Source organism: Pedococcus sp. P2_E2 (genome assembly GCF_056403955.1).
On sequence record NZ_JBFUEM010000001.1, the window covers coordinates 811,462 to 836,025 of the forward strand.

General features: G+C 67.2%; 22 protein-coding genes. 15 read left to right on the forward strand and 7 right to left on the reverse strand.

The window, feature by feature from the left end; genetic code table 11:
• Positions 1–29 precede the first annotated feature (29 nt).
• On the forward strand, positions 30–377 hold the full coding sequence (locus AC1DWR_RS03820; protein ID WP_477623697.1) for a hypothetical protein: 348 nt from the start codon (positions 30–32) through the stop codon (positions 375–377).
• 178 nt (positions 378–555) lie between these two features.
• Here AC1DWR_RS03820 and AC1DWR_RS03825 read toward each other — a convergent pair whose 3' ends face one another.
• Positions 556–1,929 (reverse strand): MBL fold metallo-hydrolase RNA specificity domain-containing protein, encoded by a 1,374-nt coding sequence (locus tag AC1DWR_RS03825; RefSeq protein ID WP_477623698.1) that lies wholly within the window; start codon positions 1,927–1,929, stop codon positions 556–558.
• 25 nt (positions 1,930–1,954) lie between these two features.
• Positions 1,955–4,630 (reverse strand): pyruvate, phosphate dikinase, encoded by a 2,676-nt coding sequence (gene ppdK / locus AC1DWR_RS03830; protein ID WP_477623699.1) that lies wholly within the window; start codon positions 4,628–4,630, stop codon positions 1,955–1,957.
• A gap of 292 nt (positions 4,631–4,922) precedes the next feature.
• Here ppdK and AC1DWR_RS03835 point away from each other — a divergent pair, with 292 nt between their 5' ends.
• The 11 genes from AC1DWR_RS03835 to AC1DWR_RS03885 all read left to right on the forward strand — a co-directional run bounded on the left by AC1DWR_RS03835 (position 4,923) and on the right by AC1DWR_RS03885 (position 13,462).
• Positions 4,923–5,684: an SDR family NAD(P)-dependent oxidoreductase gene (locus AC1DWR_RS03835; protein ID WP_477623700.1), complete on the forward strand. Its 762-nt coding sequence runs from the start codon at positions 4,923–4,925 to the stop codon at positions 5,682–5,684.
• A gap of 1,011 nt (positions 5,685–6,695) precedes the next feature.
• The gene (locus AC1DWR_RS03840; RefSeq protein WP_477623701.1) at positions 6,696–7,607 is read left to right on the forward strand and encodes a universal stress protein; all 912 of its coding nucleotides are present in this window, start codon (positions 6,696–6,698) and stop codon (positions 7,605–7,607) included.
• Positions 7,608–7,693: 86 nt separating this feature from the next.
• A complete protein-coding gene (locus AC1DWR_RS03845; protein ID WP_477623702.1) occupies positions 7,694–7,960 on the forward strand; it encodes an SHOCT domain-containing protein in 267 nt (88 codons plus the stop codon).
• A 421-nt stretch (positions 7,961–8,381) separates the two neighbouring features.
• Complete coding sequence (locus tag AC1DWR_RS03850; protein WP_477623703.1) at positions 8,382–8,819, forward strand: pyridoxamine 5'-phosphate oxidase family protein; 438 nt, start codon at positions 8,382–8,384, stop codon at positions 8,817–8,819.
• A 913-nt stretch (positions 8,820–9,732) separates the two neighbouring features.
• The gene (locus tag AC1DWR_RS03855) at positions 9,733–9,972 is read left to right on the forward strand and encodes a helix-turn-helix domain-containing protein (protein WP_477623704.1); all 240 of its coding nucleotides are present in this window, start codon (positions 9,733–9,735) and stop codon (positions 9,970–9,972) included.
• Positions 9,969–10,244, forward strand: coding sequence for a hypothetical protein (locus AC1DWR_RS03860; RefSeq protein WP_477623705.1), 276 nt, complete (start codon positions 9,969–9,971; stop codon positions 10,242–10,244). The genes AC1DWR_RS03855 and AC1DWR_RS03860 overlap by 4 nt, the downstream gene beginning before the upstream one ends.
• Entirely contained in the window at positions 10,244–11,395 is a 1,152-nt protein-coding gene (locus AC1DWR_RS03865; protein ID WP_477623706.1) for a DUF3631 domain-containing protein, read from the forward strand. Before AC1DWR_RS03860 ends, AC1DWR_RS03865 begins: the two co-directional genes overlap by 1 nt.
• A gap of 68 nt (positions 11,396–11,463) precedes the next feature.
• A complete protein-coding gene (locus tag AC1DWR_RS03870; RefSeq protein ID WP_477623707.1) occupies positions 11,464–11,742 on the forward strand; it encodes a hypothetical protein in 279 nt (92 codons plus the stop codon).
• Positions 11,739–12,026: a hypothetical protein gene (locus AC1DWR_RS03875; RefSeq protein WP_477623708.1), complete on the forward strand. Its 288-nt coding sequence runs from the start codon at positions 11,739–11,741 to the stop codon at positions 12,024–12,026. The genes AC1DWR_RS03870 and AC1DWR_RS03875 overlap by 4 nt, the downstream gene beginning before the upstream one ends.
• On the forward strand, positions 12,019–12,504 hold the full coding sequence (locus AC1DWR_RS03880; RefSeq protein WP_477623709.1) for a hypothetical protein: 486 nt from the start codon (positions 12,019–12,021) through the stop codon (positions 12,502–12,504). The genes AC1DWR_RS03875 and AC1DWR_RS03880 overlap by 8 nt, the downstream gene beginning before the upstream one ends.
• A gap of 160 nt (positions 12,505–12,664) precedes the next feature.
• Positions 12,665–13,462 carry a phage major capsid protein gene (locus AC1DWR_RS03885; RefSeq protein ID WP_477623710.1) on the forward strand — a complete coding sequence of 266 codons (798 nt, stop codon included), beginning with the start codon at positions 12,665–12,667 and terminating at the stop codon, positions 13,460–13,462.
• 169 nt (positions 13,463–13,631) lie between these two features.
• Here the strand turns inward: AC1DWR_RS03885 and AC1DWR_RS03890 are convergent, their stop codons facing one another.
• From AC1DWR_RS03890 to AC1DWR_RS03905, 4 genes are all read right to left on the reverse strand, one after another.
• Positions 13,632–14,345, reverse strand: coding sequence for a hypothetical protein (locus AC1DWR_RS03890; protein ID WP_477623711.1), 714 nt, complete (start codon positions 14,343–14,345; stop codon positions 13,632–13,634).
• 166 nt (positions 14,346–14,511) lie between these two features.
• Entirely contained in the window at positions 14,512–15,036 is a 525-nt protein-coding gene (locus AC1DWR_RS03895; RefSeq protein WP_477623712.1) for a hypothetical protein, read from the reverse strand.
• A gap of 205 nt (positions 15,037–15,241) precedes the next feature.
• Positions 15,242–15,784 carry a hypothetical protein gene (locus AC1DWR_RS03900; protein WP_477623713.1) on the reverse strand — a complete coding sequence of 181 codons (543 nt, stop codon included), beginning with the start codon at positions 15,782–15,784 and terminating at the stop codon, positions 15,242–15,244.
• A 353-nt stretch (positions 15,785–16,137) separates the two neighbouring features.
• Positions 16,138–17,271, reverse strand: coding sequence for a tyrosine-type recombinase/integrase (locus AC1DWR_RS03905; protein WP_477623714.1), 1,134 nt, complete (start codon positions 17,269–17,271; stop codon positions 16,138–16,140).
• A 529-nt stretch (positions 17,272–17,800) separates the two neighbouring features.
• Between AC1DWR_RS03905 and AC1DWR_RS03910 the strand changes: the two genes are divergently transcribed.
• Positions 17,801–18,127 (forward strand): hypothetical protein, encoded by a 327-nt coding sequence (locus tag AC1DWR_RS03910; RefSeq protein ID WP_477623715.1) that lies wholly within the window; start codon positions 17,801–17,803, stop codon positions 18,125–18,127.
• Positions 18,128–18,286: 159 nt separating this feature from the next.
• Here the strand turns inward: AC1DWR_RS03910 and AC1DWR_RS03915 are convergent, their stop codons facing one another.
• Positions 18,287–20,674, reverse strand: coding sequence for an FdhF/YdeP family oxidoreductase (locus tag AC1DWR_RS03915; protein WP_477623716.1), 2,388 nt, complete (start codon positions 20,672–20,674; stop codon positions 18,287–18,289).
• A 234-nt stretch (positions 20,675–20,908) separates the two neighbouring features.
• Between AC1DWR_RS03915 and AC1DWR_RS03920 the strand changes: the two genes are divergently transcribed.
• Together AC1DWR_RS03920 and AC1DWR_RS03925 are read left to right on the forward strand one after the other, a co-directional pair.
• On the forward strand, positions 20,909–21,577 hold the full coding sequence (locus AC1DWR_RS03920; protein ID WP_477623717.1) for a hypothetical protein: 669 nt from the start codon (positions 20,909–20,911) through the stop codon (positions 21,575–21,577).
• 117 nt (positions 21,578–21,694) lie between these two features.
• On the forward strand, positions 21,695–24,337 hold the full coding sequence (locus tag AC1DWR_RS03925; RefSeq protein ID WP_477623819.1) for an ATP-binding protein: 2,643 nt from the start codon (positions 21,695–21,697) through the stop codon (positions 24,335–24,337).
• The last annotated feature ends 227 nt before the right edge of the window (positions 24,338–24,564 follow it).

A 24,564-nucleotide genomic window follows, 5' to 3' on the forward strand; every position in this document is an offset into this window, starting at 1 on the left:
TGCTGGAGCATCGTTGACAGCACACCGAAATGCGGATCCACTTCCTCAGTCCGTGGGCCACCACCCGCGGCCCAGTGGTCTCGCTGCCCGTGGACACGACCCCGGACCGTGTTCGGGAGGTCCTGGAGACCCTGCTGGACGACCCCGGCGTTGACGCCGTGGTGGTCGACCACAGTTCCAGTCCGGCACGGCGTCAGCGCGCTCTGTTGCGGCTCCTTGGTGGGCTGCCGGGCGTGTCGTCGACGGGTGAGCCCACCCCCGCCATCGTGGCGGTCGGCCGGCGCGGGTCTCGGCACCACGGCTCCGTACCGGTGTTCGGCACCGTCAACGACGCGCTGGACGCCGTGGCCAGGACGTGCCTTCGTCCCTCCGCATGAGGGACTCCGCGACTCGGGCCCACCCTCCTCCGGCCAGCCTCGGCAGGCACCACGCCCAAGCGCGGTATGCCGGTCGGTGACCGGCCGGCATACCGCGCTTCCTCGTTGATCGCCTCCTCGTCGCCGAACATCCCGTGGCGGCTTGGCAGTGCGTCCCCCAGCGTGAGCGCCCGTCTCGCTAGTCGGCGAGGACACGTTCACCCAGGCGGGGCGTGACCACGGCACAGTCGAGTGCCTCCCGCACCCGGGTGGCGAGCGCCGCACTGGCGTCCGGTTCTCCGTGGACCAGGTACACGGTCTGCGGAGGTGTCGGCATCTGCTGCAACCACCCGAGGAGCTCGTCGGCGTCGGCGTGGACGGAGAACTCGTCGTCCGCGACGACCTCGGCGCGCACTCGCACGTACTGCCCCATGATCTTGACCTGGCCCGCACCCTCCAGCAGGTCACGGCCCCGCGTGCCGACGGCCTGGTACCCCGTCAGGATCACTGAGTTTCGGGGGTGGGGGAGGAGGTTGCGCAGGTGGTGGACCACGCGGCCTCCGGTGGCCATTCCCGAGGCGGACACGATGATGCAAGGTCTCCCCGGATTGTTGAGCGCCTTGGACTCGTCGGCGCTCCGCGCCGCGCGCAGTCCATGCAGTACCGAGAGCTCGCCGAGTCCGGCGCCCGCGAGTTCGCCGGCAGACTCGGGCTGGCTGTAGACGTCGAGTGCGCGCAGGGCCATCGGACTGTCGACGTACACGGGCACATCGGGAATGGACCCGGCGGTGACCAGCCTGGCCAGCGCGAGCAGGACGAGCTCGGTCCGGTCGACTGCAAATGCCGGGATGACGACAGAGCCTCCTCGGCCGATGGTGCGACGGATGGCGGCGGCGAGCACAGGGTGCGACCCGTCGCCACGTGGGTGGGTCCGGTTGCCGTAGGTGGACTCGATGACGACCGTCCGCGCTGCGGGTGGAGCGGCGCGCGGACGAAGCAGCGGGTGCGATGGGCGCCCGAGGTCGCCGGAGAACAGGATGCTGCTCTCGCCGAGCTCGACGAGTGCCGTGGAGGAGCCCAGGATGTGGCCCGCACGACCGAAGGTCACCGAGCCGCCAGCCGAGAGAGCGAAGGGCTCGTCGTAGGGCCGGATCTCGAATCGCGCGATGGCCCGCTCGGCATCAGCGACGCTGTAGAGGGGGAGTGGCGGGTCATGCCGGGACCAGCCGCCACCCGCTGCGTGGAGAGCGTCCTCTTCCTGCAGACGAGCACTGTCACGAAGCACGATGTCAGCGAGTCGGGCGGTCCCGGCCGTGGCCCACGCGGGCCCGGAGTAGCCCTGCCGTACCAGCGCCGGGAGATAGCCGCAGTGGTCGAGGTGTGCGTGCGTCACCAGCACATCGTCAAGGGTGTCGGCGGGCACCGGTAGGTCGTCCCAGTTGAGCCTGCGCCAGCGTCGCTCCCCTTGGTAGAGACCACAGTCCACCATCAGGCGTGAGCCTTGTTCTTCAACTAGGAACTTGCTGCCGGTAACGGTTCCGGCCGCGCCGAGGAACGAGAGGGTGGAGGTCATGGTGTTCTCCTGACTCGTGTGCGACTCATCGGGTGCCTACGTCGTCCGGCGCCTGGCGACGGAGTGCCGCGCGTCCCGCCTCCAGACGGGCGACCGGCACGCGTGGCGGTGAGCACGACACGTAGTCGAGACCGATGGCTGCGAAGAAGTGGATGGACGCCGGGTCACCTGCGTGCTCCCCGCAGACCCCCAGCCCGAGGTCGGGTCTGGTTTCCCGACCAAGCCGCACCGCGGTCTGGACGAGCTGTCCGACTCCGGCTTGGTCGAAGGTCGTGAAGGGGTCGGTGGCGAGCAGCCCCTGGTCCCGGTATGCCGCCAGGAAGCTGGCCTCGGCGTCGTCGCGGGAGATGCCCCAGGTGGTCTGCGTCAGGTCGTTTGTGCCGAAGGAGAAGAACTCCGCCCGCTGTGCAAGCGTGTCGGCGATGAGGGCGGCCCTGGGTAACTCGATCATCGTCCCCACCGGAACGGGCCATGTTGACCCGGCGTCCCGCAGGGCCTCCTCGATGTGGCTCATGGCGAGTGCTAGCTCGGTCTCTACGGCAACGAGCGGCACCATGACCTCGGGGTGAGGGTCCAGGCCTTCGGCGCGGAGCTGGCGGGTCGCTTCGGCCACCGCCCGTACGTGAGCCACGACGAGCTCGGGGACAACGGTAAGCAGGCGGACGCCGCGCAGCCCGAGCATCGGGTTGGTCTCGTGCCACCTTCGCGCGGTTGCCAACCGAGCGTCCTGGCGCTGGTCGGTCTCGTGCCGCTCCTGGCGAAGAGCGGCCTCGGTCGTGAGCTCGACGACATCAGGCAGGAACTCATGCAGCGGTGGGTCGAGAAGCCGCACCACCACGGGGAAGCCGTCCATGGCACGCAGAAGGCCGGTGAACTCGCGAACCGCCAGCTCCTCGATCTCGATCAGGGCCTCGTCGCGGCTGTCTCCGCCGATGACGCGTTCGACCAGCTCACGCCGCGGCCCGAGCAGCATGTGCTCGGTGCGACACAGCCCAATCCCCTCTGCTCCGAGCCGTCGTGCGAGGAGCGCGTCGGCTTCGGTCTCAGCATTGGCGCGGACGTGGAGCGTCCGCCGCGCGTCGGCGTGGCCGAGAATGGTCGTCACCGCCTGGACGAGGGCGTCGGGCTCGTCGGTGGTTCCGGCTTCGAGCGCGCGCGCAACCGGGCTGGGGCGCACCTCGAGTGCCCCGCGGTAGATCAGTCCGCTGGTCCCGTCGACCGAGACGACGTCCCCCTCGCGGAGCACGACACCCTCCGAGGTGGTTGCGCGTCGTGCAACCGGATCGACCAGAAGCCCTGCGACGGAGGTCACGCAGGTCCTGCCCAGGCCTCGCGCCACAACCGCAGCATGGGACGTGAGCCCACCTCGCGCGGTCACGACCGCCTCGGCGGCGATGATCCCCGCCAGGTCGTCCGGAGACGTCTCCACACGGACGAGGACCGGGGTTTCTCCGCGGGAGTGGGAGGCCACCGCCTCGGCGGAGTCGAACACCACGGGACCCACGCCGGCGCCTGGGCTGGCCGGGAGCCCCGTAGCGAGTACCTCGCCGCCCGCGACAGTGTCGAAACGTGGGTGGAGCAGGGACTCGAGCTGGTGCCCGTCAACTCGCCACAGGGCCTCGTCGAGCGTGATGAGCCCTTCGGCTGCCAGGTCGGCGGCGATTTGGAAGGCCGCTGCGGGACTGCGCTTTCCCACTCGGGTCTGGAGCAACCACAGCTTGCCGGCCTCGACGGTGAACTCGACGTCGCACAGGTCGCGATAGTGGTGCTCGAGGGTGGACAGGTGCTTGAGGAGCTCACCGTGCAGGCCCGGCTCTCGGGCAGCAAGCTCAGTCAGCGGCATGGTCGTGCGGCTGCCGCTGACCACGTCTTCGCCCTGTGCGTCCGGCAGGTAGTCCCCGTACGCGACGGCAGCTCCGGTCGCTGGGTTTCGGGTGAAGCAGACGCCACTGCCCGAGTGGTTGCCGGTGTTGCCGAACACCATCGCGACAACGTTGACCGCCGTGCCGAGCGAGTCCGGAATGCCCTCGTGAGCGCGGTAGGTCTTCGCACGGTCGCCGTTCCACGACCGGAAGACCGCCGTGATGGCGCCGTCGAGCTGCTCGTGCGGGTCCTGGGGGAGGTCGCGGCCCGTCTCGCTCACCAGCACATCCCGAAAGTCCGAGACCAGGATCTCGAGGGCCTCGGCCGGCAGATGTGCATCGTCCATGACGTCGTAACGCGACCTGGCGGCGGCGAGCAGCCCGTCAAAGGTCCCGGCGTCGACCCCGAGAACCGTGTGGCCGTACATCTGGACGAGCCGCCGGTAGCAGTCCCACCCGAAGTGCCAGCCGCCGCGGGCGGCCAGGCCGGGGAGCGTCAGGTCGGTGATTCCGACATTGAGGACGGTCTCCATCATTCCCGGCATGGAGAACTTGCCACCTGACCGGACCGACACGAGGAGGGGGTCGGACACGGAGCCGAAGGACCTCCCGGACTGCGCCTCGAGCCGCCTGACTGCCGCGGTCACGAGTCCGGGGAGCTCATCGGGGACAGCGCCGTTCTTCAGGAACTCACGACATGCCTGCGTCGTGATCGTGAAACCCGGAGGTACGGGCAGTCCCAGCCGGGTCATCTCTGCGAGGTTGGCACCCTTGCCACCCAACAGGTCGACCATGGATGCGTCGCCAAGGGCGAATGGCAGGAGAAGTGGAGCGCTCATGCGACCCATGTTGCGGGCCCCTCGGCTGCCAGATAAGGGACCTTTGACCCGTCTTCCGCCGCGCTCTTGGCGCGTCGCACCGTGAGGAGCCGGGGGCTAGCTCCCGAGCCGACGCCAGTCCGTGCAAGCGCCACGGACGAGCGCGAAGACCCGGGCGGTGGGGCAAGGCCGTACGTGTCGGAACGGAATGCGCGCCCGTCGAAGGTGCGTGTCTCGCGGACAGGACCAAGGACCCTTTGACAGCGGCCGGGAGGCGCCCAGGCTTGAGTCATCGACGGAAGGGTGATTGAGCATGAACAACTACGGCTTGGGCGGCAAGGTTGCCGTCATCACCGGCGGCGCGTCCGGGATCGGGCGTGCTTGCGCGCACGTGATAGCGCGTTCTGGTGCCGACGTCTGCATCTGGGACCGCGATCAGGGTGCGATCGACACGGTACTCAAGGAGCTGGAGGACTATGACTACCGGTCTCATGGTGCGGTGGTCGACGTCGGTGACTCCGGCGCTGTCGACGCGGCGATGGATGAGGTCCTGGACACGCTGGGCCACGTCAGCGTCGCGGTGTGCAACGCGGGGATCGGTGGTGAAGCATTGGCCAGTGGGGACTACACCGATGAGGCGTGGCACGAGGTCATCCGGGTCAACCTCGACGGGGTCTTCTACACCCAGCGGGCGGCGATTCGGGCCATGAAGTCCTCCGGGCGTGGTGGGTCCATCATCAACATGGCGTCGATCCTGGGTGTGGTGGGGTTCCCGACCGCCGTCGCGTACACCGCCGCCAAGCACGGTGTCGTGGGGATGACCCAGGTCGCTGCGTGGGAGCACGCCGCCGACGGGATCCGCGTCAATGCGGTCGGTCCCGGCTTCATTCGCACGCCGCTCGTGACGACCCACCTCACCGAGGAGGCCCTGGCCGGGCTGGCCGGTCAACACGCCCTCCAGCGGTTGGGGGAGCCGGAGGAGGTCGCTGAGCTGGTGGCGTGGCTTGCGAGTGACGGAGCCTCATTCGCGACCGGGACCTACTACCCGATCGACGGCGGCTACCTGGCCCGGTAACGGGCAAGGGCGCCGGTCCTGGTCACCTGTGCCGCACCAGGCGGTATGCCGGGTGGCTTCGTCCGGTTCCACCCAGGCGGCGGTCGCCCACAGATCAGCCAAGGCCATGTCAGGGCCAATCACCGTTCCAACATCACGGATTACGCCTGTCGAGCCGCGACCACGAGACCTGCGTTCCAACCCGGCGCCCGGCCGCCTGGAGGCGGCCTGATGCCTTCCATGTCATGGCCCGTCCTCGCCAGCGACCAGGCCACCGCCGAGTTGGAGTTCCACATTTCACCTGCGCCCAGTTCATCTCTGCCCCAGGTCAAAGCCGGCACATCGCCGAGCACCTCGAGCACGGCTGCGACTCGTATCGGGTCTTGGGTCGTGCGCACTGGACTATCGACTGCTTCGGCGATGTCCGGGATGTAACCTCCCGGCCAGCACCGCAACTCGTAGCGAAATGCGCGGAAGCGACCGAGCGACCTCGACCCAACTGGCCCTTCGACGATGACACCACGCTCAGGGTCACTGACGTTCCATACTGGACCCATCTCGACCGCGTACCTGGTGCCGTCCAAGCAGACCATCAGCCCACAGTGGTACAGGTCCGCTGAGGCGCGGTTTTCGCGCCACGCTGACCACCACTCGTAGACGCGGCCATTCCAGCGCACGAAGTGCCCTCCCGCGCCGAGCGGAAGCCAGAACAGATCTACGTATGACCGGAGAGATTCATCGCCCATGCCTTGATTCTTGATGGTTCGTCGACGGGGGAGAGGGGCGAAGGTCACTGCTTTTGTTGCCGATGTACGGCACAGTCCGCGTTTCGAGCTGATCACATCTGACGAGTGCGTGCGCATCGCAAAGGGCGCCAGTCGTAGCAGTCCGATACGCCGACTCTCGGGACGTCGGTTGAGCAGGGACTTTCGGCCCTCGCCCAGGCCGACGAGCAGCCGGATGCTCTCACCAAGGGCATGGCAGGTCGGTAGTCCCGCGAGCCAGCCAGCCCGTCAGCCCAGGAGGAACGTCATGGTCGACCAGTCAAAGCACCGCCTGGCCAAGGGAATTGTCGTCGGGTACGACGACTCTCCCGGCTCCATAGCAGCCCTGGAATGGGCTGCCGCCACAGCAAACCGGTGGGGCGCGACCCTCACCGTGATGCACAGCGTCGACCTTGCAGCGGCACCCGTCGAGCCGGCATACGACCTGGCTCGACTCCCGGACAGCCTGGGCGAGGCCGGCCGAGAGCTACTGGCCAATGGGGTCGCTCGTGCTCGGCAGCTGATGACGGAACCCTCGCACGTCGCTGGTCTGTCCGCGGTCGGCTCTCCAGCCGCTGAGCTCGTCCACGCATCCAAGGATGCCGACATCGTCGTGACCGGCAGTCGTGGACGGGGCCCACTCGCGGCCGGGCTGCTGGGCTCGGTAGCTTACGCCGTCACCGCCCACGCATCGTGTCCAGCCGTGGTGGTGCGCACGGAACGTCCAGTCCAGCCGGGTCGCGACCATCCCGTCGTCGTGGGCGTTGACGAGTCGCAGGCGTCGGAGAATGCCCTGGACCTCGCCGCCGAGATGGCAGCGATCTCTGACGCTGCACTGCGCATCGTGCACGTGGCCCACGGCTCCTTCTCCCCGGATGCTCAGGCCTACGTCGAGAGCGAACAGGCCGGAACCGAGCGCACGAAGGCAGTGCGCGCGCACGCGGAGGACATGGTTCGGCGTGCTGCTCGCCGAGCTCAAGCGACCTTCGCAAACCTGCCCATCGAGACGGAAGTCCTTTACGGCAGCGCGGGGCACGTTCTGAGCCCGCTTGGTGCGCACGCGGGGCTCATCGTCGTCGGCACCCGCGGACATGGCGGGTTCGCTGGCCTGCTGCTGGGCTCGGTCAGCCACACAGTCATCCACGAGGCGTCCTGTCCAGTCATGATCGTGCGCGGCTGACAGCCGGTGGATGTGTCGGGACCTTTGGCACAGCCCACGGGAACTACCGCATGCAACGCTGACATCCTGGAACAACAACTGACGAGGTGAGCCTGATGATGGACTGGGCGGACGGGGAAACGGGCCTGATGATGATCGTCATCATGGCGGTTCTGACCATTCTGCTCGTGGTCGGTCTCGTGGTGGGGATCAACGCTCTGTATACCCCTGGGGGTCAAGGCGATCGCACACCTCCCGCGCAAGATGCGGCACGTCGCACGGCAGCGGAAGAAGAGCTTGAGCTGCGGTACGCACGCGGGGAGATCGACGCGGAGACTCTGGCCCGACAGCGAGCAGTGCTGCGCCAACGATGAGACGTTCGTCCGCGAATTTGGCCAGGGTCGAGGGCTCGCGAGGGTGAACTGGTGGGAGACGGTAACTCAGCGTTCCGAGGGCGCCATGCCACCACGATGAGCTTCCCGGGTTCGTGACCCGTCAGGTGGGGACGCTATGGCGGCGCGCAGACAACACGCGTCGCTTCACCAATTCGGGGTTAACCAACCGGCTGCTGTAGGCCTTCGGGCAGGGAAAGGGCAGGCGAAGGCAGGTCCGGCAGGCTGGGCGTAGAGTCGAAATCTCCCAGGGCCGAACGCCGGACGGACTAGGCCACCTTCCGGACTCTGCAGGACTCCAGTCATGCGACCAACGCGGCGCGCGACCCCGAATCGGCGGGGCGGTGAAGCCGGCCACCACAGGCCACGTTCACCGCCCCGATGCAATGAACGGAGTCTGGTCATGACCTCACCACAGGACGAGAAACCCCACGCCGGCAATTTCGCTGAGCTGTCGGAGACGGAGTGCAAGGAGCTCCTGGCGCAACACACCGCCGGCCGGGTCGGTTTCACGGCTGGCGAGGGTCCGCAGATCTTGCCGGTGACCTATCAATACCTCACCGGCAGAGTGATCTTCCGTACGTCCCCCTATGGCCCTATGGCCGGCCTCGTCCGGCGAACCAGTGTCGCCTTCGAGATCGACGCAATTGATGAGCAGAACAAATCCGGCTGGAGCGTTCTCGTACTCGGATTCGCTGAGGCGATGACACACGACCACCTGCTCACATCGGCCTGGGAGACCGGCCCGGTGCCATGGGCGGACGGAGCTCGCAACCTCTTCATTGAGATCAAGCCGCGCAAGATCAGCGGCCGCGCGGTCAGGCCAGCCACCCACGACTGACACCCACCGTCATGCCGCCGCAGCAACGCGGTTCTGAGCCGGACGTCCCGGCGCTGGTCACGTCGCGGCGGAAGACCTACCTTCCCGGATCGTGGCTTGGGGGTGATTCGTGCATTCCCATCAGGGGCTACGGGCTACGGGCGACAACTTCCATCACCTTGAGGGGGGACGTATCAGCCCGAGCAGGTGACCGCGGAGGCCGGTGGAGGCGTTATGGCCACCTCGTTTGGGCGGGCTGCCGAGCGGTATCGTCGCCAGGTCGAGGATCGATGGATTCAGGCCGGGGTTGAACCCCTTTGGTCGGTGCAGTCCGCCGTGTCGTCAGCGGCCATATTTCAGGTTCGTTGGTGGATCCAAAACGCGTCCTCCTCGCCCAGCCGGTGAGTGACTAAGTGAGTGACAACGACCGCCGATGTGGATGGACATTGGCGGGCTTTGGGGGAGTGGTTCGTGCTCAGACGGCCGTCGACGGGCAGTCGCGGACGGTGCGAAAGTCGTTGACACGGAAGAGGTCACTGGTTCAAACCCAGTATCGCCCACCAGTAAGAAACGGCCCCTGACCTGCGGAAACGCAGAGCGGGGGCCTTTCGTGTGCCTTATCGGTGCCTTATCTGTGCGGCAGTCCTGCGACAGGGCGACCTGCTGGCGACCTATTGAGGCACGCCCGCCCCCAAGGTCTTTCAGGGCTCCCTATGGGGGTGGTGGTCGCCTTGCGGCGGGCTGTCCTGCCAAGGGGCTGTCAATAGGTGCGGATGTGACCTAGGACACACGGCGTGGCGGTCAGTGGCGGCACCGTGCCGCCAGTGGCCGCCGATTGGAGACAAACGAGGACACCGTTGTCTGGCAACGGATTTCGTCCCGAAAATCGCCACCTAGCCTGCTCCCAATTCAGTGGAAATGGGAGGTATGGGCGATGTCAGGGAGTCGGGTCAAGCGGCAGTGGCTGCGGGTGGCCACGGTGGCCGAGGAACTGGAGGTGCACCCGAAGACCGTGCTGGAGTGGATCGCCAAGGGTGACCTTCCGGCGATGGTGCTGAGGGGCACCGAGTACCGCGTGGCGCGGGAGGACATGGAGGCGCTGTTGGTGCCGCGCCATGGTCCCCGGCCTCGGCGCGGTGGCGTGGTGCCGCGTGCGCCCAAGGGTGTGGCGTGACCACGAGGAAGGCCGCCCCGGCGGAAACGGAGCGGCCCTCGGCAGACGAAGCGATCCCTGAACACGGTAGCGAGGCCGACCACGACGGACTAGACGACGTGCTGGCCCGTGCCCTCACCGGCACCTATCCGCCGCGCCTCGACCCCGAGTTTGTGGAGCAGGTGGGGAAGCAACTGCGTCGCCGTCGCGAGGCTGCCCTGCGGCTGCCGCCACTGGCCAGCGGTCGGCGCGACCCGATGGACTCCGGTGCCAGCGACGGACGGTGGCCCTGATGGGGGCCGTTCCCGATGGCGAGTCGGTGCTGGACCTGCTGCGCGACTGGTACGAGAGGTTCATCTCGGTCCTCGACCCCAGCGACCTCGACCTGCTGGCGTTGTGGACGCTGCACACCCACGTGGCGAAGGAGACTTACACGACGCCCCGGTTGGTGCTGGACTCGCCGGTGCCGGGGGCGGGCAAGACCACGGTGCTGGAGCACCTGAAGCACCTCTCCGCGGACGCCGTGCAGATGGGTCAGGTGACCAGTTCGGCGTTGCTGGTGCGCATCCTCGACGGCAGGCAGCGGACGCTGCTCATCGATGAGGTGGACCGGAACCTCGACCCGAAGCGTGAGGTGGCGGGTGACCTGCTGGCGGTGCTGAACACCGGCTACAAGGTGGGGGCCACCCGACCCGTTCTGGAGAAGCGCGCCGGGGGTCAGTTCGAGGCCGTGGAGATGCCCACCTATGCCGCCTGTGCCATGGCTGGGTTGAGTCCGAACCTGCCCGACGACACGGTGTCGCGCAGCATCACCCTCGTGTTGCTGCCCGACGACGCGGGGACGCTGGAGGACTCCGACTGGGAGCGGCTGGACATGGAGGCCGACCAGTTGGCCGCCATGGTGCGGGACTGGGCCGACGACGACATCCGCAAGGCGGTGGCCGCTGCCAACCCTGAAGTCCTCGGAGTTCGCGGTCGCCGCCGCGAGGTGTGGCGGCCACTGGCACGGGTGGCCGACGTGGTGGGTGGCCGGTGGCCGGAGGCGGTCGCTCGCCTTGTGGCCCGTGATGTGGAGGAAGCCGAACATGACCGTCTGGAGGGGCTTATGACCGATCGGCCTGCCGTCCTGCTGCTGAAGCACCTCGCCGAGGGGTGGCCGTACTCGGCAACGTTCTGGGGGACCGAGCACATCCTGCTGCACCTGCGTTCGCACTACCCCGAGGCGTGGGGGCCGGGCTCGCCCTACGGGCGGCCTCTGTCGGCGCAGCGGATGGGCCGAATGCTCAGTCGCGGATATCGGGTGCGGGCCGTGCGGCTGCGCACCGACGGTGATCTGGCTCGCGGCTACACGTTGGCCTCGCTCGCCCCGGCGTGGCGACGGCTGGGGATTCCTGTGCCGGAGGTGCCAGCAGAACCGGATGTTCCGGTTTCCCCGAGACCGTGAGCACCGTGGCTGGCAAACCGGAACAAGTGGTCCAGACGGCACCACTGGCACAACGAAAGGAGACAGACATGAGCGAGGGAACACAGGTAACACCCAGCCCGTGGGTGGCGTGGCTGACCAGTGATCGGAGGATTCCGCTGTGGCTGCGGGTGGTGGTCGTCGCCTACAACAACGCCAACGATGACGATGTGCTGTTCCTCGATCCCGGCGAGCTCGGACGGCTGGTCGGAGTGAGCGACCGGAAGATGCTCCACAAGGCCGTGCTGCGGGCCGTGGAGGCCGGGTTCCTCGCGGAACGCTCCGGCACGACGGCGCTGCGACTGGCACCGAGGGGTGAGGGCAAGTGAGTGAGGTTGTCGCCCAACGGATGGCAGACCTGTCCAGCGCGATGCTGGCCGTGATGGCGTACCAGCGCAGCGACCGCGCCGGGGTGCTCACCGCGATGCAGTCGATCACCAAGGGCCAGAGCGGGGAGGCGTTGCTGGCGGTGGCGGTGCTGGCCGTCGACCAAGCCGCCCGAGCAAGGGGGGAGTCGTGGGAGTCGGTGGCCGACGCCATCCTGCTGGCCGCCTTCGACCCCGACGAGCAGGACCACATCGAGAACCGACTTCAGGAGGACCGTGATGAGTGAGGAGACGACCGAGGGTGCCCAGACGGAACAGGAGCAGGCAGGCCATCAGGAAGCGGCGCGAGAGGAGGACGCGGGAGCGGGAGAAGGCGAGCCGGACCAGCGGGACGCCGATGGCGAACTGGGCGAGGGTCTGACCGACCGACAGTCGCGTCAGGCGCGCCGGGACGAACGGTGGCGGGACCGGGCGCGGGCTGCCGAGGAGCGTGCCGAACGGCTGGCCCGCCGTGAGGTGCTGCGGCTGCTGGGGGAGCAGGTGACCGACCCCGAGGCCGCCCTGATGCTGTCGGGTGCGGACCTCGCGGACCTGCTGGACGATGACGGCGACGTGGACGGCGAGGCCGTGGCCGAACTGGCGGGCAGGGTGGCCGAGGCTCGGCCCTACCTTCAGCCGCAGGTTCATCACGGCGACATCGGCCCGCGAGCGTCTCTGCCACAGCGACGTACGGCCTCATGGGATGGCGTGATCCGGCGCAGGTAGTCGATGCTGGGGGCGGGCCGCAACGCAGGGTTTGCGACGCGGCCCGCATCCTTCAGCGCGAGGGGCGAGCAGGTGGTGAACACTCCCACCGCGAGCGCCGAGTCGCAGCCGGTGAGGCTGACAGACCGCGCAACACCTACGTGTTGCAACGGAGTCCCTCATGCCTCTCGGCACTGCGAATACCTCTCTCGGCGGCCACGAGTACGCCGACCTGATCCTCGGCCCACTGCTGGCCACCTCCAAGGTCCTGCCGTACGTCCGCGTCATCCAGATGACCACCGGCAACCTCCATGTCCCTCTCGGCAAGTCGGCCACGGTTTCATGGGTGCCCGAGCACGACCCGATCCCGGAGTCCTCGGATCTCGTGGACGAACTGGTCATCACCCCCGTTAAGGCTGCTGCCCTCGCCACGGTTTCCAACGAACTGCTCCTCGACTCCTCACCCAGCGCCCGCGAGGTCGTCGGCAACATCCTCGTCAAGTCCGTCCGCAACGCCACCGACGCGGCCTTCTTCACCGGCACCGGCACTGGCGGCCAGCCGGCTGGGCTGGTGACCGTCACCGGCATCCCCAGCGCGGGCAGCGTCCTCGACCTCGGCGGGTTCGCCGACGCCATCGCCAGCATCGAGGACGCCGGTGGCACCGCCTCCGTGGCGTGGGTCAACCCCGCCGACTGGGCGGCCCTCTCGGAGTCCCTGACCGGGCACGCGGCGGTCAACCCCACCAGCGCGGTCCAGCGCGGTCTGCTCGGAGTGCAGGTTGTCACAACCAGCCACGTGCCTGCTGGAACGGCCTACGTAGCTGACGGCACCGAAATCGTGGCAGCAGTTCGAACAGACGGCGAGATTGCAGTCTCCGGCGAGGCCCGGTTCGCGAACTACCAGACCCAGATCAGGGTCGTGACACGGATCGCCTACGGGTTCCCCGAGCCCGACGCCATCGCCGAAATCTCCGCGTAGCAACGAACTACACAGACTTCGCGCCTACTCCACGGCATCGGTTTGGCGCGAGGAGCCACGACTGAGGTTTCGTTCATGGGCCCCGGCCGTGGCAGTCGATGGGATGGTTCCCGGCCCCGAGAGCGCTTGGTGAGGGTGGTCTTGGGGCCGGGCGGCTCGTGCTCACGAGTCAGGACGCCCACCCGAAGTCGCGCAAATTCGACGTACGCGAAGGATGGCGGCCCATGCTGAAGATCGTTCGCAGTACACGTTGTGTCGCCTCATTGAAATCGAGTGCTGCCTGCTTGCTGACTTCCGTGCCGTTCCATGTGGATGCGTCTACGGCAGTGGCAACTTCATGCAAGGACTTCACCACATCCAGCCCCTCTTCACCGAGCCCCCACATTGCCAAGTTGGCGGCGGGTGAACGGAAGTCGTTCCAGCCTTCACTGGTGGAGGTCTTAGTCGCCTCGACGACCCGCGCCGCCGACTCCTTGAACGTCCGCCACGTCATCTCCACCGACTCCGCGGGGGACACGACCGCTAGCCGTCGAGCGCGTTCTAGGGCGTCATCGGGGAAGGCCGTCAAGGGATTTTCTGCAGGCGGCTCCCCGGCAGCAGCTTCGGAGTCTGTCGCAGGCGGTGAAGCCGGAGGCGGGCTCCCAGACGAATCATCGGTATCGGCCTTCACCTCCGGTACCTCCGCTTCCGCCTCGGGGAGATTCTGTGCGTCCCTTTTGGCTTCGCGGGCCTCTGCGTCAATGCTCCCGATGGGTGTCGTCACCTTCGTAACCCGGCTGATAAGCGCGGCCATCTGAGTACGAAAGATCACGACAATGACGACTGCTGCTGCGGGCCAAGCCAAGGCCGCCACCATGTCAGAGATAAACGTCAACCAGTCCACTGGTGCAGCCTGCCAGCAGCAGGGATCTCATGTGCGCAGAATGGACAATTGAGTCGAATACCGGGCACGGCGCTCCGGTCCATGGCTGGTCCATCTGTCATCGCTCTGACGTGCGCAAAAACGTGCGAACCGCCGCCAGCGGCATTCTTCAGGTGCTCGCGACACGTCAATTCCACCCGAGGGCGGCGGGCAGGACGGAAATGACCGATCCTGCCCCCACGAGAAACAGCCCCAACACTTCCCAACGCACTGATTGCGTAGCAAGGCCGCGAACCTTCTCGTCTACCTTCTGTACCCTCTCCTCGGTCGCGGCGATGCGACTCGACAACTGCTGGGCGAGGGCTTGGGCCTTCTCGTCAATCTCACGACGCTCACTCGCGAGGAGGGTATGCAGGGCGAGCACTTCGCGTTGCAGGTACTCCACCTGAGTGGCAACCGGAGCGTCGGGCGCTGGCCAGACCACAGCGGATGCCTTCAAGGTGGCCACCGCCCACGCGGATGCCCTGCTCGACGTGACACGTGAGAGGCGAGGGGCGCGCCGGAACACCTTCACACGGACCCATTCGTGCGCCGCCCCCACCGGGAGGATTGCGTTGCCCCCGTGTTCTCGGTTCTCCGAGTAAATGGCCCACCCGGCGATGGCGGTGCCCAGCAGGTTGAGGGTCAGGCCGATGACGGCGCATGCGAACACAGACCAAGGGTGGCCTGGCACGGGCCGCGCTCATTGACGGCACGCCGGTGACCGTAGCGCCTCGGCGGAAGGTCACGGCCAACCTTCAACCATTACGTGAGGGTTGCGTGTGCCATAACCTGCGCGCGCGGGAAAAGGCTTGACCGGGGGTCTAGGGCAGCCGCCTGATTGTGGCGGTGCCCCCACCCCTGCCCGTGTCCGAGCGTCAGGGCGATGTCTTCGCCGCACCGCTGCCGGGCAGAGCATCGATCGCAGCTTGGATCCGCCTGCGCTTGCGCTGTCGCCATGCTGGGGCGCGGATGGCCTCCGAGACGAGGTCGGCCAGTGGGTTCAGTAACTCGCCAGCAATGTCCAAGGATGCTGCTTCATCTTCGGACGCTGACATCAGGTAGACCTCGCAGAGGGCTGCAAACTCCAGCAGGGCATCCTCGACGAATGAGTCCCTGCTCTCCAGACCGGGAGCCAACTCGGTCACCATCGAGTCCAAGTGGCTCCGCATGCTGCCGCGCATCACCCGCAGTCGCGCCCCGCGGAAATCGGGTGGCACGTCTGCGCTTTCCGAGTCCAGATAGACCAGAACCCGGCCGAGTTCAAACGCGAGCGCCCGGAAGTGACGCCGAGCCTCGCGCTGTCCCCGGAAACGTTCCGTGATGCGTTCCTTGCGCGCCTCAAGGCTCGGTTTGGCGAAGAACTCGATGCCCAAGGTTACTATCGCCGCCACAAGGGCAGGGATTACCACTTCTCGCATCGTGGCAACCTATCGGTCAGCGTTCTCGCTCAAGTCCGTCTGACCACCTTGGCGCAGGGGTCGGCTGTAGGGGTATGTCGGTCACTCTGGGTCACCTCCCCTTGGGTGCGGCGATCTTGTGATTGCAGCGGGTGCACACCATGAGCGCCCTGCCTTGGAGATCGGTCTCTACGGGCAGGTGTTTGAAGTTCTGGGGCTCCCTGCAGATGGGGCAGCGGTGGTGTGTGTACTTACCCGGCATGGGCCGAGGCTAGGGCAGCCTGTGGGCCTGCGGCGGGCTCTCAGCGGACAGGCAGCGGGCCTGTGGCAGGGGAATGGGGAGCGGGGGCAGGCGACGGCCCCCGAGCGGGGGCCTAGGCGGGCTTGCTGGCCTTGCTGGCGGGCTTGCGCAGGGGCACCACGGTCCCGCCGGTCGCGATGTCTGACAGGGCGGTGGCGATGATCTGTCCGCGCCCCTCTGCGGCATGTTGGTAGCGCATGGCTGCCGAGGCGGTGGAATGCCCCAGTCGGGCCATGAGTTCGGCGACGGTCGCGCCTACCTGTGCGCTCAGGGTGGCCCCGGTGTGCCGCAGGTCGTGGAATCGAAGGTCGGGGCGTCCGGCCTTGTTGCGGGCGGGGTAGAACACCTTGTAGAGGGTCGCGGGGGCCATGTGCCCGCCGTGGCGAGCGGGGAACAGCAGGGCGTCCTTCTTGGGGCCGGTGTGTTTGGTCAGGTGGTGCTCTAGCGCGGGCAGGATGTGGGGTGGGATGGGCACATTGCGCTTGCTCTCGACGCTCTTGGGGTCGCCAACGATGACCTGACCACCGGCCCGCACCACGCCTCGGCGCACATGCACCACGGCACGCGGGAGGTCGAGGTCGGCTCGGCGTAGTTCGAACAGTTCGCCCTGTCGCAACGAGCACCACGCGGCCAGCAGGATCATGGCGCGGTAGCGGTCGGGGACGGCCTCGGTGATGGTGGCCAGTTCCTCCACGGTGGCGATTTCGGTCTTGCTGGTGCGCTTCGCAGTGCCCGCCCCACGGATGTGGCAGGGGTTGGCCGCGATGATGTCATCGGTAACGGCGGTGCCGAGGATCGTTCGCAGCAGCCCGTATGCGTGGACCTGCATGGTCGGGCCGGTGGTCAGTTCGCTGTGCCACTGCCGGACGAGGGCGGGGGAGATGTCGCGAAGCCGGTAGCTGCCGAGGCCGGGGAGCACGTGGTGGTCCAGCAGCGCGCGGTAGTGGTCGCTGGTCCGGGGCTTGACCCGACGTTCAGCCAGCCAGACCTCGGCGTACTGGGTGAGGGTCTGTGTGGGGCCATCGGTCTTGCCCCACTTGCTCCGGCCAGCCGCGACCCTCGCGTCCGCCAGTGCGCGCTCCGCGTCCTTGCGGGTCATGTAGGAGCCAACGGCCCTCTGCTTCCCGTCGAGCCCGTAGACGCGCGCTTGGTACTTCCCGCTTGGCAACCTGCGGACGGTGCCGCTTCCATATCTCGCCTTGCTCACTCAGTATCGCCTCCATGCCTAGTTTGTGCCTCAATTTGGCCGGGGAACGCCTCCCTGACCTTCCCTGCCCTTACATGCTAACAGGTGGCATTTGCGCAGGTCAGGAGCGCTTTTGGCTGGGTCACACAGGCAAGGCTAAGGGGATGGGTGTACTAATTCAAACCCAGTATCGCCCACCAGTTCGGAACAGCCCCTGACAGGCGGAAACGCCAGTCAGGGGCTGCTCTCGTTCGATCGGAAAGGGGCTGATTCTGACCTCTTCCCTGCTGCTGAGTGACTATCTGAGTGACCAAGTCGCCTGCGCTCAGTCAGGAGCCACCAGGCGATTCGTGATGGGCACGCCGGAGCCAAGACCCGGGATGCAGAGTGAAGTCCTCGCACCTAGCCCTGGGGGCAGCTTCGGCTGAGGCTGGCTTGGGGTGTTGCGGAGAGGAGCCGTAAGACGCGCCTTCCCGACGCGGCCAGCCCAGCTCGCGAGACCTTTGTCAGTGGCGGGTGTCAAGATGTCAGGGTGGCTTCGGATAGTCGGATGGTCGCCCTGGGCTTCGGCAAGTTCGCGCGTGCAGACCGCATATACGCGCTTGAGCGAATCACTGGCGGGGAGCGCGGAGATGGCCGCCGAACCCGGGTCTGGATCGACGGAGTCGCCGATCCTTTGATCGCGTCCAGGGCCGAGGGCACCATCCTTCGAGACATGGGCCAAGAGGTCGCCGCTGCCGGACCTGAGATCGAAGAGGCGTTGGATCTGGCGGCTCGTCTGGCGGCCGCAGACGAGGCAGGCCGAGTTGATCTGCACGACCTAGGTCGTCGAGCCCGCAGAATTCTCGAATCGACGACGCGGCCTGCGCTTGATTAGAACGCGTGTTGAGCCGTCCTACGCCTTTGGCAGGCGAGCTGAGTTGCCACCTCTCTGGCGTCTGATCTCGGCTCCGTTGGGAGACTGACGAGCGTCTCACCGAGGTCGGGCGACTGGACTTCCGACCGGTGGACGTCGTGCCGCCGATGGCTCGTCGGGTCAGGACAGGTGTTCGGGCTCCGGGGTCTTCTTGTGGTCCCAGTCCGAACCCGTGGGGTTCTGGGCGGTGCCTCCGGTCTGCCCCGGCGTGGTGCCGTTCGCCGCGCCGGGGCCGGCGGCCGTCAGCGACACCACCACGGACTTGGAGGTCGGGGTGTTGCTCCCGATGGCGGTCGAGTCCAGCGGCACCAGCGGGTTGGTCTCGGGGTAGTAGGCGGCGGCCGATCCGCGGGGAGTGTCATAGCTGACTACACGGAACCCATGAACGCGGCGGACGAGGTCGTCGCCGGTCCATCGGGTTGTGATGTCGACGAGGTCGCCGTCCTCGAGCCCGAACGCCGTGATGTCGTCTGGGTGCACGAAGACCACCTTGCGGCCTCCTTCGATGCCGCGGTAGCGGTCGCTGAGGCCGTAGATCGTGGTGTTGTACTGGTCGTGGCTGCGCAAGGTCTGGAGCAGCACGTGACCCTCGGGGACGTGGACGACCTCGATGGGCGAGGCGACGAACTCAGCCTTGCCGGACTTGGTGTCGAAGGTCCGGGTGTCGCGCGGCGGGTGCGGCATGATCATGCCGCCAGGCTTGCGGACGTTGACCTCGTAGTCCTCGCACCCGGGGACGACCTTGGCGATGTGGTGACGGATGACGCGGTAGTCGTCCCGCATCGCCTTCCACTGCAGGCCGTACCGGTCTCCCAGCGTCGCCTCGGCGATGCTGGTGACGATGTCGACCTCCGACCTGAGCTGGGGGCTGGCCGGCTCCAGCGGGCCGCGGGAGGCGTGCACGGAGCACGTGGAGTCCTCGACGGAGATCCACTGGGCACCACTGGCCTGGATGTCCTTCTCGGTGCGGCCCTTGGTCGGCAGGATCAGAGCGGTCTCCCCGCAGACGAGGTGCGAGCGGTTGATCTTGGTGGACACCTGCACCGTCATGCGGACCTTGCGCATGGCCGGGATCGCGATGTCGGTGTCGGACACGGCCTGCACGAAGTTGCCACCGAGCCCCATGAAGAATTGAACCTTCCCGTCACGCATGGCGCGCAGGGAGTCGACGACGTCCAGGCCGTGCTCACGCGGCGGGTCGAAGCCGAACTCCTTCTGGAGGGCATCGAGGAAGGCGGCGGGCGGTCGCTCCCAGATGCCCATGGTGCGGTCGCCCTGGACGTTGGAGTGACCGCGCACCGGCAGCAGGCCGGCGCCCTCGCGGCCGATGTTGCCCTGCGCCAGGGCGAGGTTGACGACCTCCTTGATGGTCGCGACCCCGTTGCGGTGCTGCGTCAGGCCCATCGCCCAGCAGTAGACGGTGCGCGTGGAGCCGCGAAGCATCTCGGCGGCCTGCGTGATCAGCTCGCGGGACAGCCCGGTCACCTCGACGACCTGGTCCCAGTCGACGGCGCGGACGTGGTCGCGCCACTGCTCGAAGCCCGTGGAGTGGGTGGCGATGAAGTCGTGGTCGAGTGCGTCCCACTCGACGAGGAGCGAGCCGATCGCCTGGAAGAGGGCGAGGTCGCCGTTGACCTTCACGGGGAGGTGCAGGTCGGCCATGGCTGTGCCGTGCCCGATGACGCCCTTGGGCTTCTGCGGGTTCTTGAACCTGACCAGCCCGGCCTCACGCAGGGGGTTGATCGAGATGATCTTCGCGCCGTTCTGCTTGGCGAGCTCGAGGGCCGAGAGCATGCGCGGGTGGTTGGTCCCGGGGTTCTGGCCGGCGATGACGATGACGGAGGCGGTGTGGACGTCATCGAGCGTGACGCTGGCCTTGCCGATGCCAATGGACTCCTGCAGGGCGATGCTCGTGGACTCGTGGCACATGTTCGAGCAGTCCGGCAGGTTGTTGGTGCCGAACGCGCGGACGAACAGCTGGTAGGCGAACGCCGACTCGTTGGAGGCCCGCCCGGAGGTGTAGAAGGTCGCCTCGTCGGGGCTGCCCAGCGAGCGCAGCTCGGCACCGATGAGGTCGAATGCCTCGTCCCACTCGATCGGCTCGTAGTGCGTGCCCCCGGGCCGCTTGACCATGGGGTGGGTGATGCGGCCCTGCTGGCCCAGCCAGTGCTCCGTGTGGGCGTCGAGCGCGGCGATGCTGTGCTGGGCGAAGAACTCCGGCGTGGCACGGTCGCGGGTCGCCTCCTCCGCGACGGCCTTGGCGCCGTTCTCGCAGAACTCTGCCGTGTGCCGGTGGCCCGGGTCGGGGTCCGGCCACGCACAGCTCATGCAGTCGAAGCCCTCGGCCTGGTTGAGCTTGAGGAGGGTCTGCGCGGTACGCCTCACACCCATGTGGTCGAGGGACCGCTTCATCGACACCGCGACCGCGGTGGGGCCGGCTGCGTGGTCCTCCTGGCCCTTGACCACCAGGTCGGCCTCGGAGTAGTCACCCTCGTCGTGCTTGGACATCCTGAGCCTCGTTCTGCCGGTGCGTGAGCAGCCCCTGGTGGGACGTGCGCAGGTCACCTCGAACCTACCCATCACGTCCGGGTACAAACCACTCGGAGGGCTGTGACGGGTGTCGATCCGTGGCGGCCCCGAGGGAGATCGGGGGAGGTGAGTCCCGTGGGTGTCGGGGAGAATCGGTCGGAGCGGCGGAAATTCGCTCGGGTCCAGCCTCAATAGGCTGGCTACGCTGACACGGTGCAGGACGTCATCCATCTGCCGCTGGTCGAACTGGCCAGCGAGTGGGCCGAGCGCGCGCAGATGACGACCGACGAAAATGGCCCGCAGGACACGCCAGCGGGCGTGCGGCCCCACAACGAAGAACGCTACGCCGCTCTCTCAGCAGAGATGCGCCGGCGGGGCTTCCTCACCGGACCGGACGGCACTACCCGACTGGAACTTCCCCGCTTCCACCTTCGCGGAAAGCTGCCAGTCTTTCAGGTTCCCCTCTGTGTGGCGGGTGCTCTCGTCAGCCCGCTCGTCGGACTTGGGGCATTCGAGGACCCCTATACGGCGGGCTGGCTCGGCACCTCATTCCTGGTCCTCAGCGTCGCGATCGCCGGCCTGTTGGGTTGGCTCGCAATCCGGCTCCCATTCTTGGGACTCCGAGTCGACCGCCGTGGAATTCTGGTGAGCAACACGTACTCTCGCACTCTGGTCGCGTGGGCAGACCTCCTCGGCATCTCGTACAAGCCGCTCGTCGACGCCAACGACCCGGACGCCGTTCTTGGGTGGATCTATGTCTTCCTTACCTCCGACGGGGAGGTCCTGGCATCGCAGCCAGAAGCTAGAGACACGGGGGCTGACAGCCCCATGGAGCGGCGACGCCGGCTGCTGTTGGCCCTTCGCGACGCCTATACCGTCTGAGCCCGGGCCACGACCCATTGCGAGCTGCGGCCAAGCACCAAACACCCTCCGGACCACGCTGCGCCGCCGCCGCGGTGATGCAACGTGCCACGGATCAGCGTGCGGGATGATGTGGTGATGCACGCGTTGCCGTCTGGGACGGTGTCCTTGGTGTTCACAGACGTCGAGGGTTCGACTGCCCTGCTATCGCGTCTGGGTTCGGGCTACGCGGCATCGTTGGATGAGATGCGCCGGATCCTGCGCGCCGCTTGGGCCGACTTCGGTGGGGTTGAGCTTGGCACGGAGGGGGACAGCTTCTTCGTGGTCTTCGAGACGGCGCGGCAAGCTGTTGGCGCCTTGGTTCAGGCCCAGCGTCGGCTTGGCGTTTCCGCGTGGCCAGGCGGGGAGCCGGTCAGGGTGCGGATGGGTGCGCACACGGGCGCTCCGACGGTCCACAATGGCGCGTACGTCGGGATGGACGTACATCGCGCGGCACGAATAGCCGCTGCCGCGCATGGGGGTCAGCTCGTGCTGTCGGCGGCGACCGCGGCCCTGGTGGCTGAGGAGTTGCCCGAGGGTCTGTTGTTGCGCGATCTGGGCGAGCACCAGCTGAAGGATCTGGGTCGACGCGAACGTCTGTTTCAGGTGACGGGTGTGGGGTTGCAGGCAAAGTTCCCCCCACTGCGGTCGCTGGGTGCGCCATCGCGCCTGCCTGAGCCACCAACACCAACCGTCGGGCGCTCGGGAGAGCTGGATCGGCTGGCCGACACCCTGACGACGCCGCGCGTCCGGCTCCTGACACTGACCGGTGCGGGAGGGTCTGGTAAGACCCGGTTGGCCACAGAGCTTGCTCGTCGCGTCGTCGACGACTTTCCCGACGGCGTGTTCTTCGTTCCTCTGGCGTCGGTGACGACGGCCAACGGTATGTGGAACTCCATCGCCGAGGCGCTCGACGCGCCACCAGAGGCGCGCACCCCCTCAGCAATCAATGCACAGGTCGGTGCGTCGGCTCTGCTCGTGCTGGACAACCTCGAACAGCTGCGTGAAGCAGACACTGTGGTCGCCGCGCTCCTGGCGGGTGTGCCAGCGGTGAGGCTCATCGCCACGTCCAGGCGTCCTTTGCATCTGCCGGGGGAGCACGAGTACCTGGTTCCGCCGTTGGAGCTGCCAATCGGCGACAGCATCGACGAGGCCGCGGGTTCCGGTGCGGTCCAGCTGTTCGTCCAGTGCGCCCGTCAGGTTCGGCCAACCTTCGTCCTTACCGAGCACAACGCTGCCGACATTGCGGCGGTCTGCAGGCGACTGGATGGTTTGCCGCTAGCGCTGGAACTGGCCGCGGCTCGAGTGAGGCTACTCAGCCCGGCTGCCGTTTTGGGGCGGCTGGACTCAGCACTCGACCTCGAGACCACCGGCCGGCGCGTCCCGAGTCGGCAACGAACGCTCCGGGACACGATCGCGTGGTCGTATGACCTGTTGACCCGACGGCAGCAGGGTGTCCTCCGCCGGTTGAGTGTGTTCCGCGGAGGCGCCGACCTGCGTGCGATCGCAGCCGTCGTGGCACCCGCCGGCGAACCCGGCATCGAGGACCCGCTTGACGCGATTGCGGGCCTTGTCGAAGCCAGCCTGGTAGACATCACGGAGGCGCTCGACGGGGAACCCCGAGTGCGCCTACTTGAGATCGTCCGCGACTACGCCCACGCCAAGCTGACCGAGAGTGGCGAGGTCGACGTGGCAAGGGAACGGCACGCGCGCCACTACGTCGACGTTGCCGAGGAAATGAGTACGCAGTTCGTTGGCTCGGGATACTGGGCGGCCCGAGCCTGGTTCGAAGCCGAGGACGCCAACCTCGGCGAGGTGTTCAGCTGGGCGCTGCCTGAGGCCGAACCGTCCCCAGCTGATCAAGAGCGACTCCGCTCGGGTCTCCGCCTGTGTAAGGCGCTCAACGAATGGCTGGTGGCATATCGCCCAGCCGATGGAGGAAAACACCTTGAGAGAGCTCTTGAGCGTGCTGGCGACGGCGACAGCTCTGAGATAGCCGCCTGCCTTCGGGCGCGGGCAGTGCTCCTTGGTCGGTCGGGTCAGCAAGAAGCTGCGCTCGTAGCCGCGCAGGCAAGCGTCGAGATGGCCAAGCGACTCGGAGACGTCACCGCAATCCTCAAGGGCCTCATCGATCTCGGCGGCGTGGAAATCGCACGGCGACGGTTCACGGCGGGACGTCCCTTGCTGCAAGAGGCGGTTCGGCTCGCCCGAGAATCCCAGAACACGAACGAACTCCACGACGCTCTGCAAGTCCTCGCCATGCTCGAAGCGTCAGACGGCGACCTGCAGTCCGCTCTGGATCTGCAGACCGAGACACTAGCCATCGCCCATCAGCTCGAAGCCCCCGACGCGGCAGTCAACGATCGCCAGAACATGGCATGCAGCCTGCGCCTAATTGGACGCGTAGGCGAGGCGCACGAGCAGATGTACCGACTCGTCCCGGACGCGCTGAATGTCAACTGGGCCAGCAACCTGATGATCCTGGCCGAGGACTACGCCTGCGTCCTCGCCGAACTCGGGCAGCACCACCTGGCCGCGCACCTTTTCGGCGCCGCAGAAGCGACGTACGAACGGTTCGGGCAAATGCGCGACCCACGACAACAGGCCGAGATTGCTGGTGCGTGGGAAAGGGCTCGCGCTGCGTTGACAGACCAGCAGTGGAATAACGCGTATAACGCGGGACAAGCAATGGAGATCGACGACGCTCTCAGGGATGCGCACGCTCACGACGCGCTGACCTAGGGGTGCGGTGAACGTAGTCCTCGCCACCGCACCTCTTGGTGGCAGCGCGCGTCGTCCGGCGCGCTCTTCCCGATCCCCAGCGATGCTCCCCCGCCAGCAGGAATTCGGACCATGCGCGGGAAGGCCTATCGCCGGGGCGGCGGTCTTGATCAGGAACCCCGCGTCTGTGCTCCGTTCTGCCCGCTGAGCGGGCGCCGAACCAAGGCTGACATCGTGGACGGTGGGGA

Coding starts and splice junctions, on each gene's coding strand:
- AC1DWR_RS03910 (WP_477623715.1), top strand. CDS start 17,801: ATGGTCGCCCTGGGCTTCGGCAAGTTCGCGCGTGCAGACCGCATATAC.
- AC1DWR_RS03850 (WP_477623703.1), top strand. CDS start 8,382: ATGACCTCACCACAGGACGAGAAACCCCACGCCGGCAATTTCGCTGAG.
- AC1DWR_RS03885 (WP_477623710.1), top strand. CDS start 12,665: ATGCCTCTCGGCACTGCGAATACCTCTCTCGGCGGCCACGAGTACGCC.
- AC1DWR_RS03880 (WP_477623709.1), top strand. CDS start 12,019: ATGAGTGAGGAGACGACCGAGGGTGCCCAGACGGAACAGGAGCAGGCA.
- AC1DWR_RS03840 (WP_477623701.1), top strand. CDS start 6,696: ATGGTCGACCAGTCAAAGCACCGCCTGGCCAAGGGAATTGTCGTCGGG.
- AC1DWR_RS03865 (WP_477623706.1), top strand. CDS start 10,244: ATGGGGGCCGTTCCCGATGGCGAGTCGGTGCTGGACCTGCTGCGCGAC.
- AC1DWR_RS03825 (WP_477623698.1), bottom strand. CDS start 1,929: ATGACCTCCACCCTCTCGTTCCTCGGCGCGGCCGGAACCGTTACCGGC.
- ppdK (WP_477623699.1), bottom strand. CDS start 4,630: ATGAGCGCTCCACTTCTCCTGCCATTCGCCCTTGGCGACGCATCCATG.
- AC1DWR_RS03900 (WP_477623713.1), bottom strand. CDS start 15,784: ATGCGAGAAGTGGTAATCCCTGCCCTTGTGGCGGCGATAGTAACCTTG.
- AC1DWR_RS03915 (WP_477623716.1), bottom strand. CDS start 20,674: ATGTCCAAGCACGACGAGGGTGACTACTCCGAGGCCGACCTGGTGGTC.
- AC1DWR_RS03835 (WP_477623700.1), top strand. CDS start 4,923: ATGAACAACTACGGCTTGGGCGGCAAGGTTGCCGTCATCACCGGCGGC.
- AC1DWR_RS03925 (WP_477623819.1), top strand. CDS start 21,695: ATGCACGCGTTGCCGTCTGGGACGGTGTCCTTGGTGTTCACAGACGTC.
- AC1DWR_RS03820 (WP_477623697.1), top strand. CDS start 30: ATGCGGATCCACTTCCTCAGTCCGTGGGCCACCACCCGCGGCCCAGTG.
- AC1DWR_RS03870 (WP_477623707.1), top strand. CDS start 11,464: ATGAGCGAGGGAACACAGGTAACACCCAGCCCGTGGGTGGCGTGGCTG.
- AC1DWR_RS03855 (WP_477623704.1), top strand. CDS start 9,733: ATGTCAGGGAGTCGGGTCAAGCGGCAGTGGCTGCGGGTGGCCACGGTG.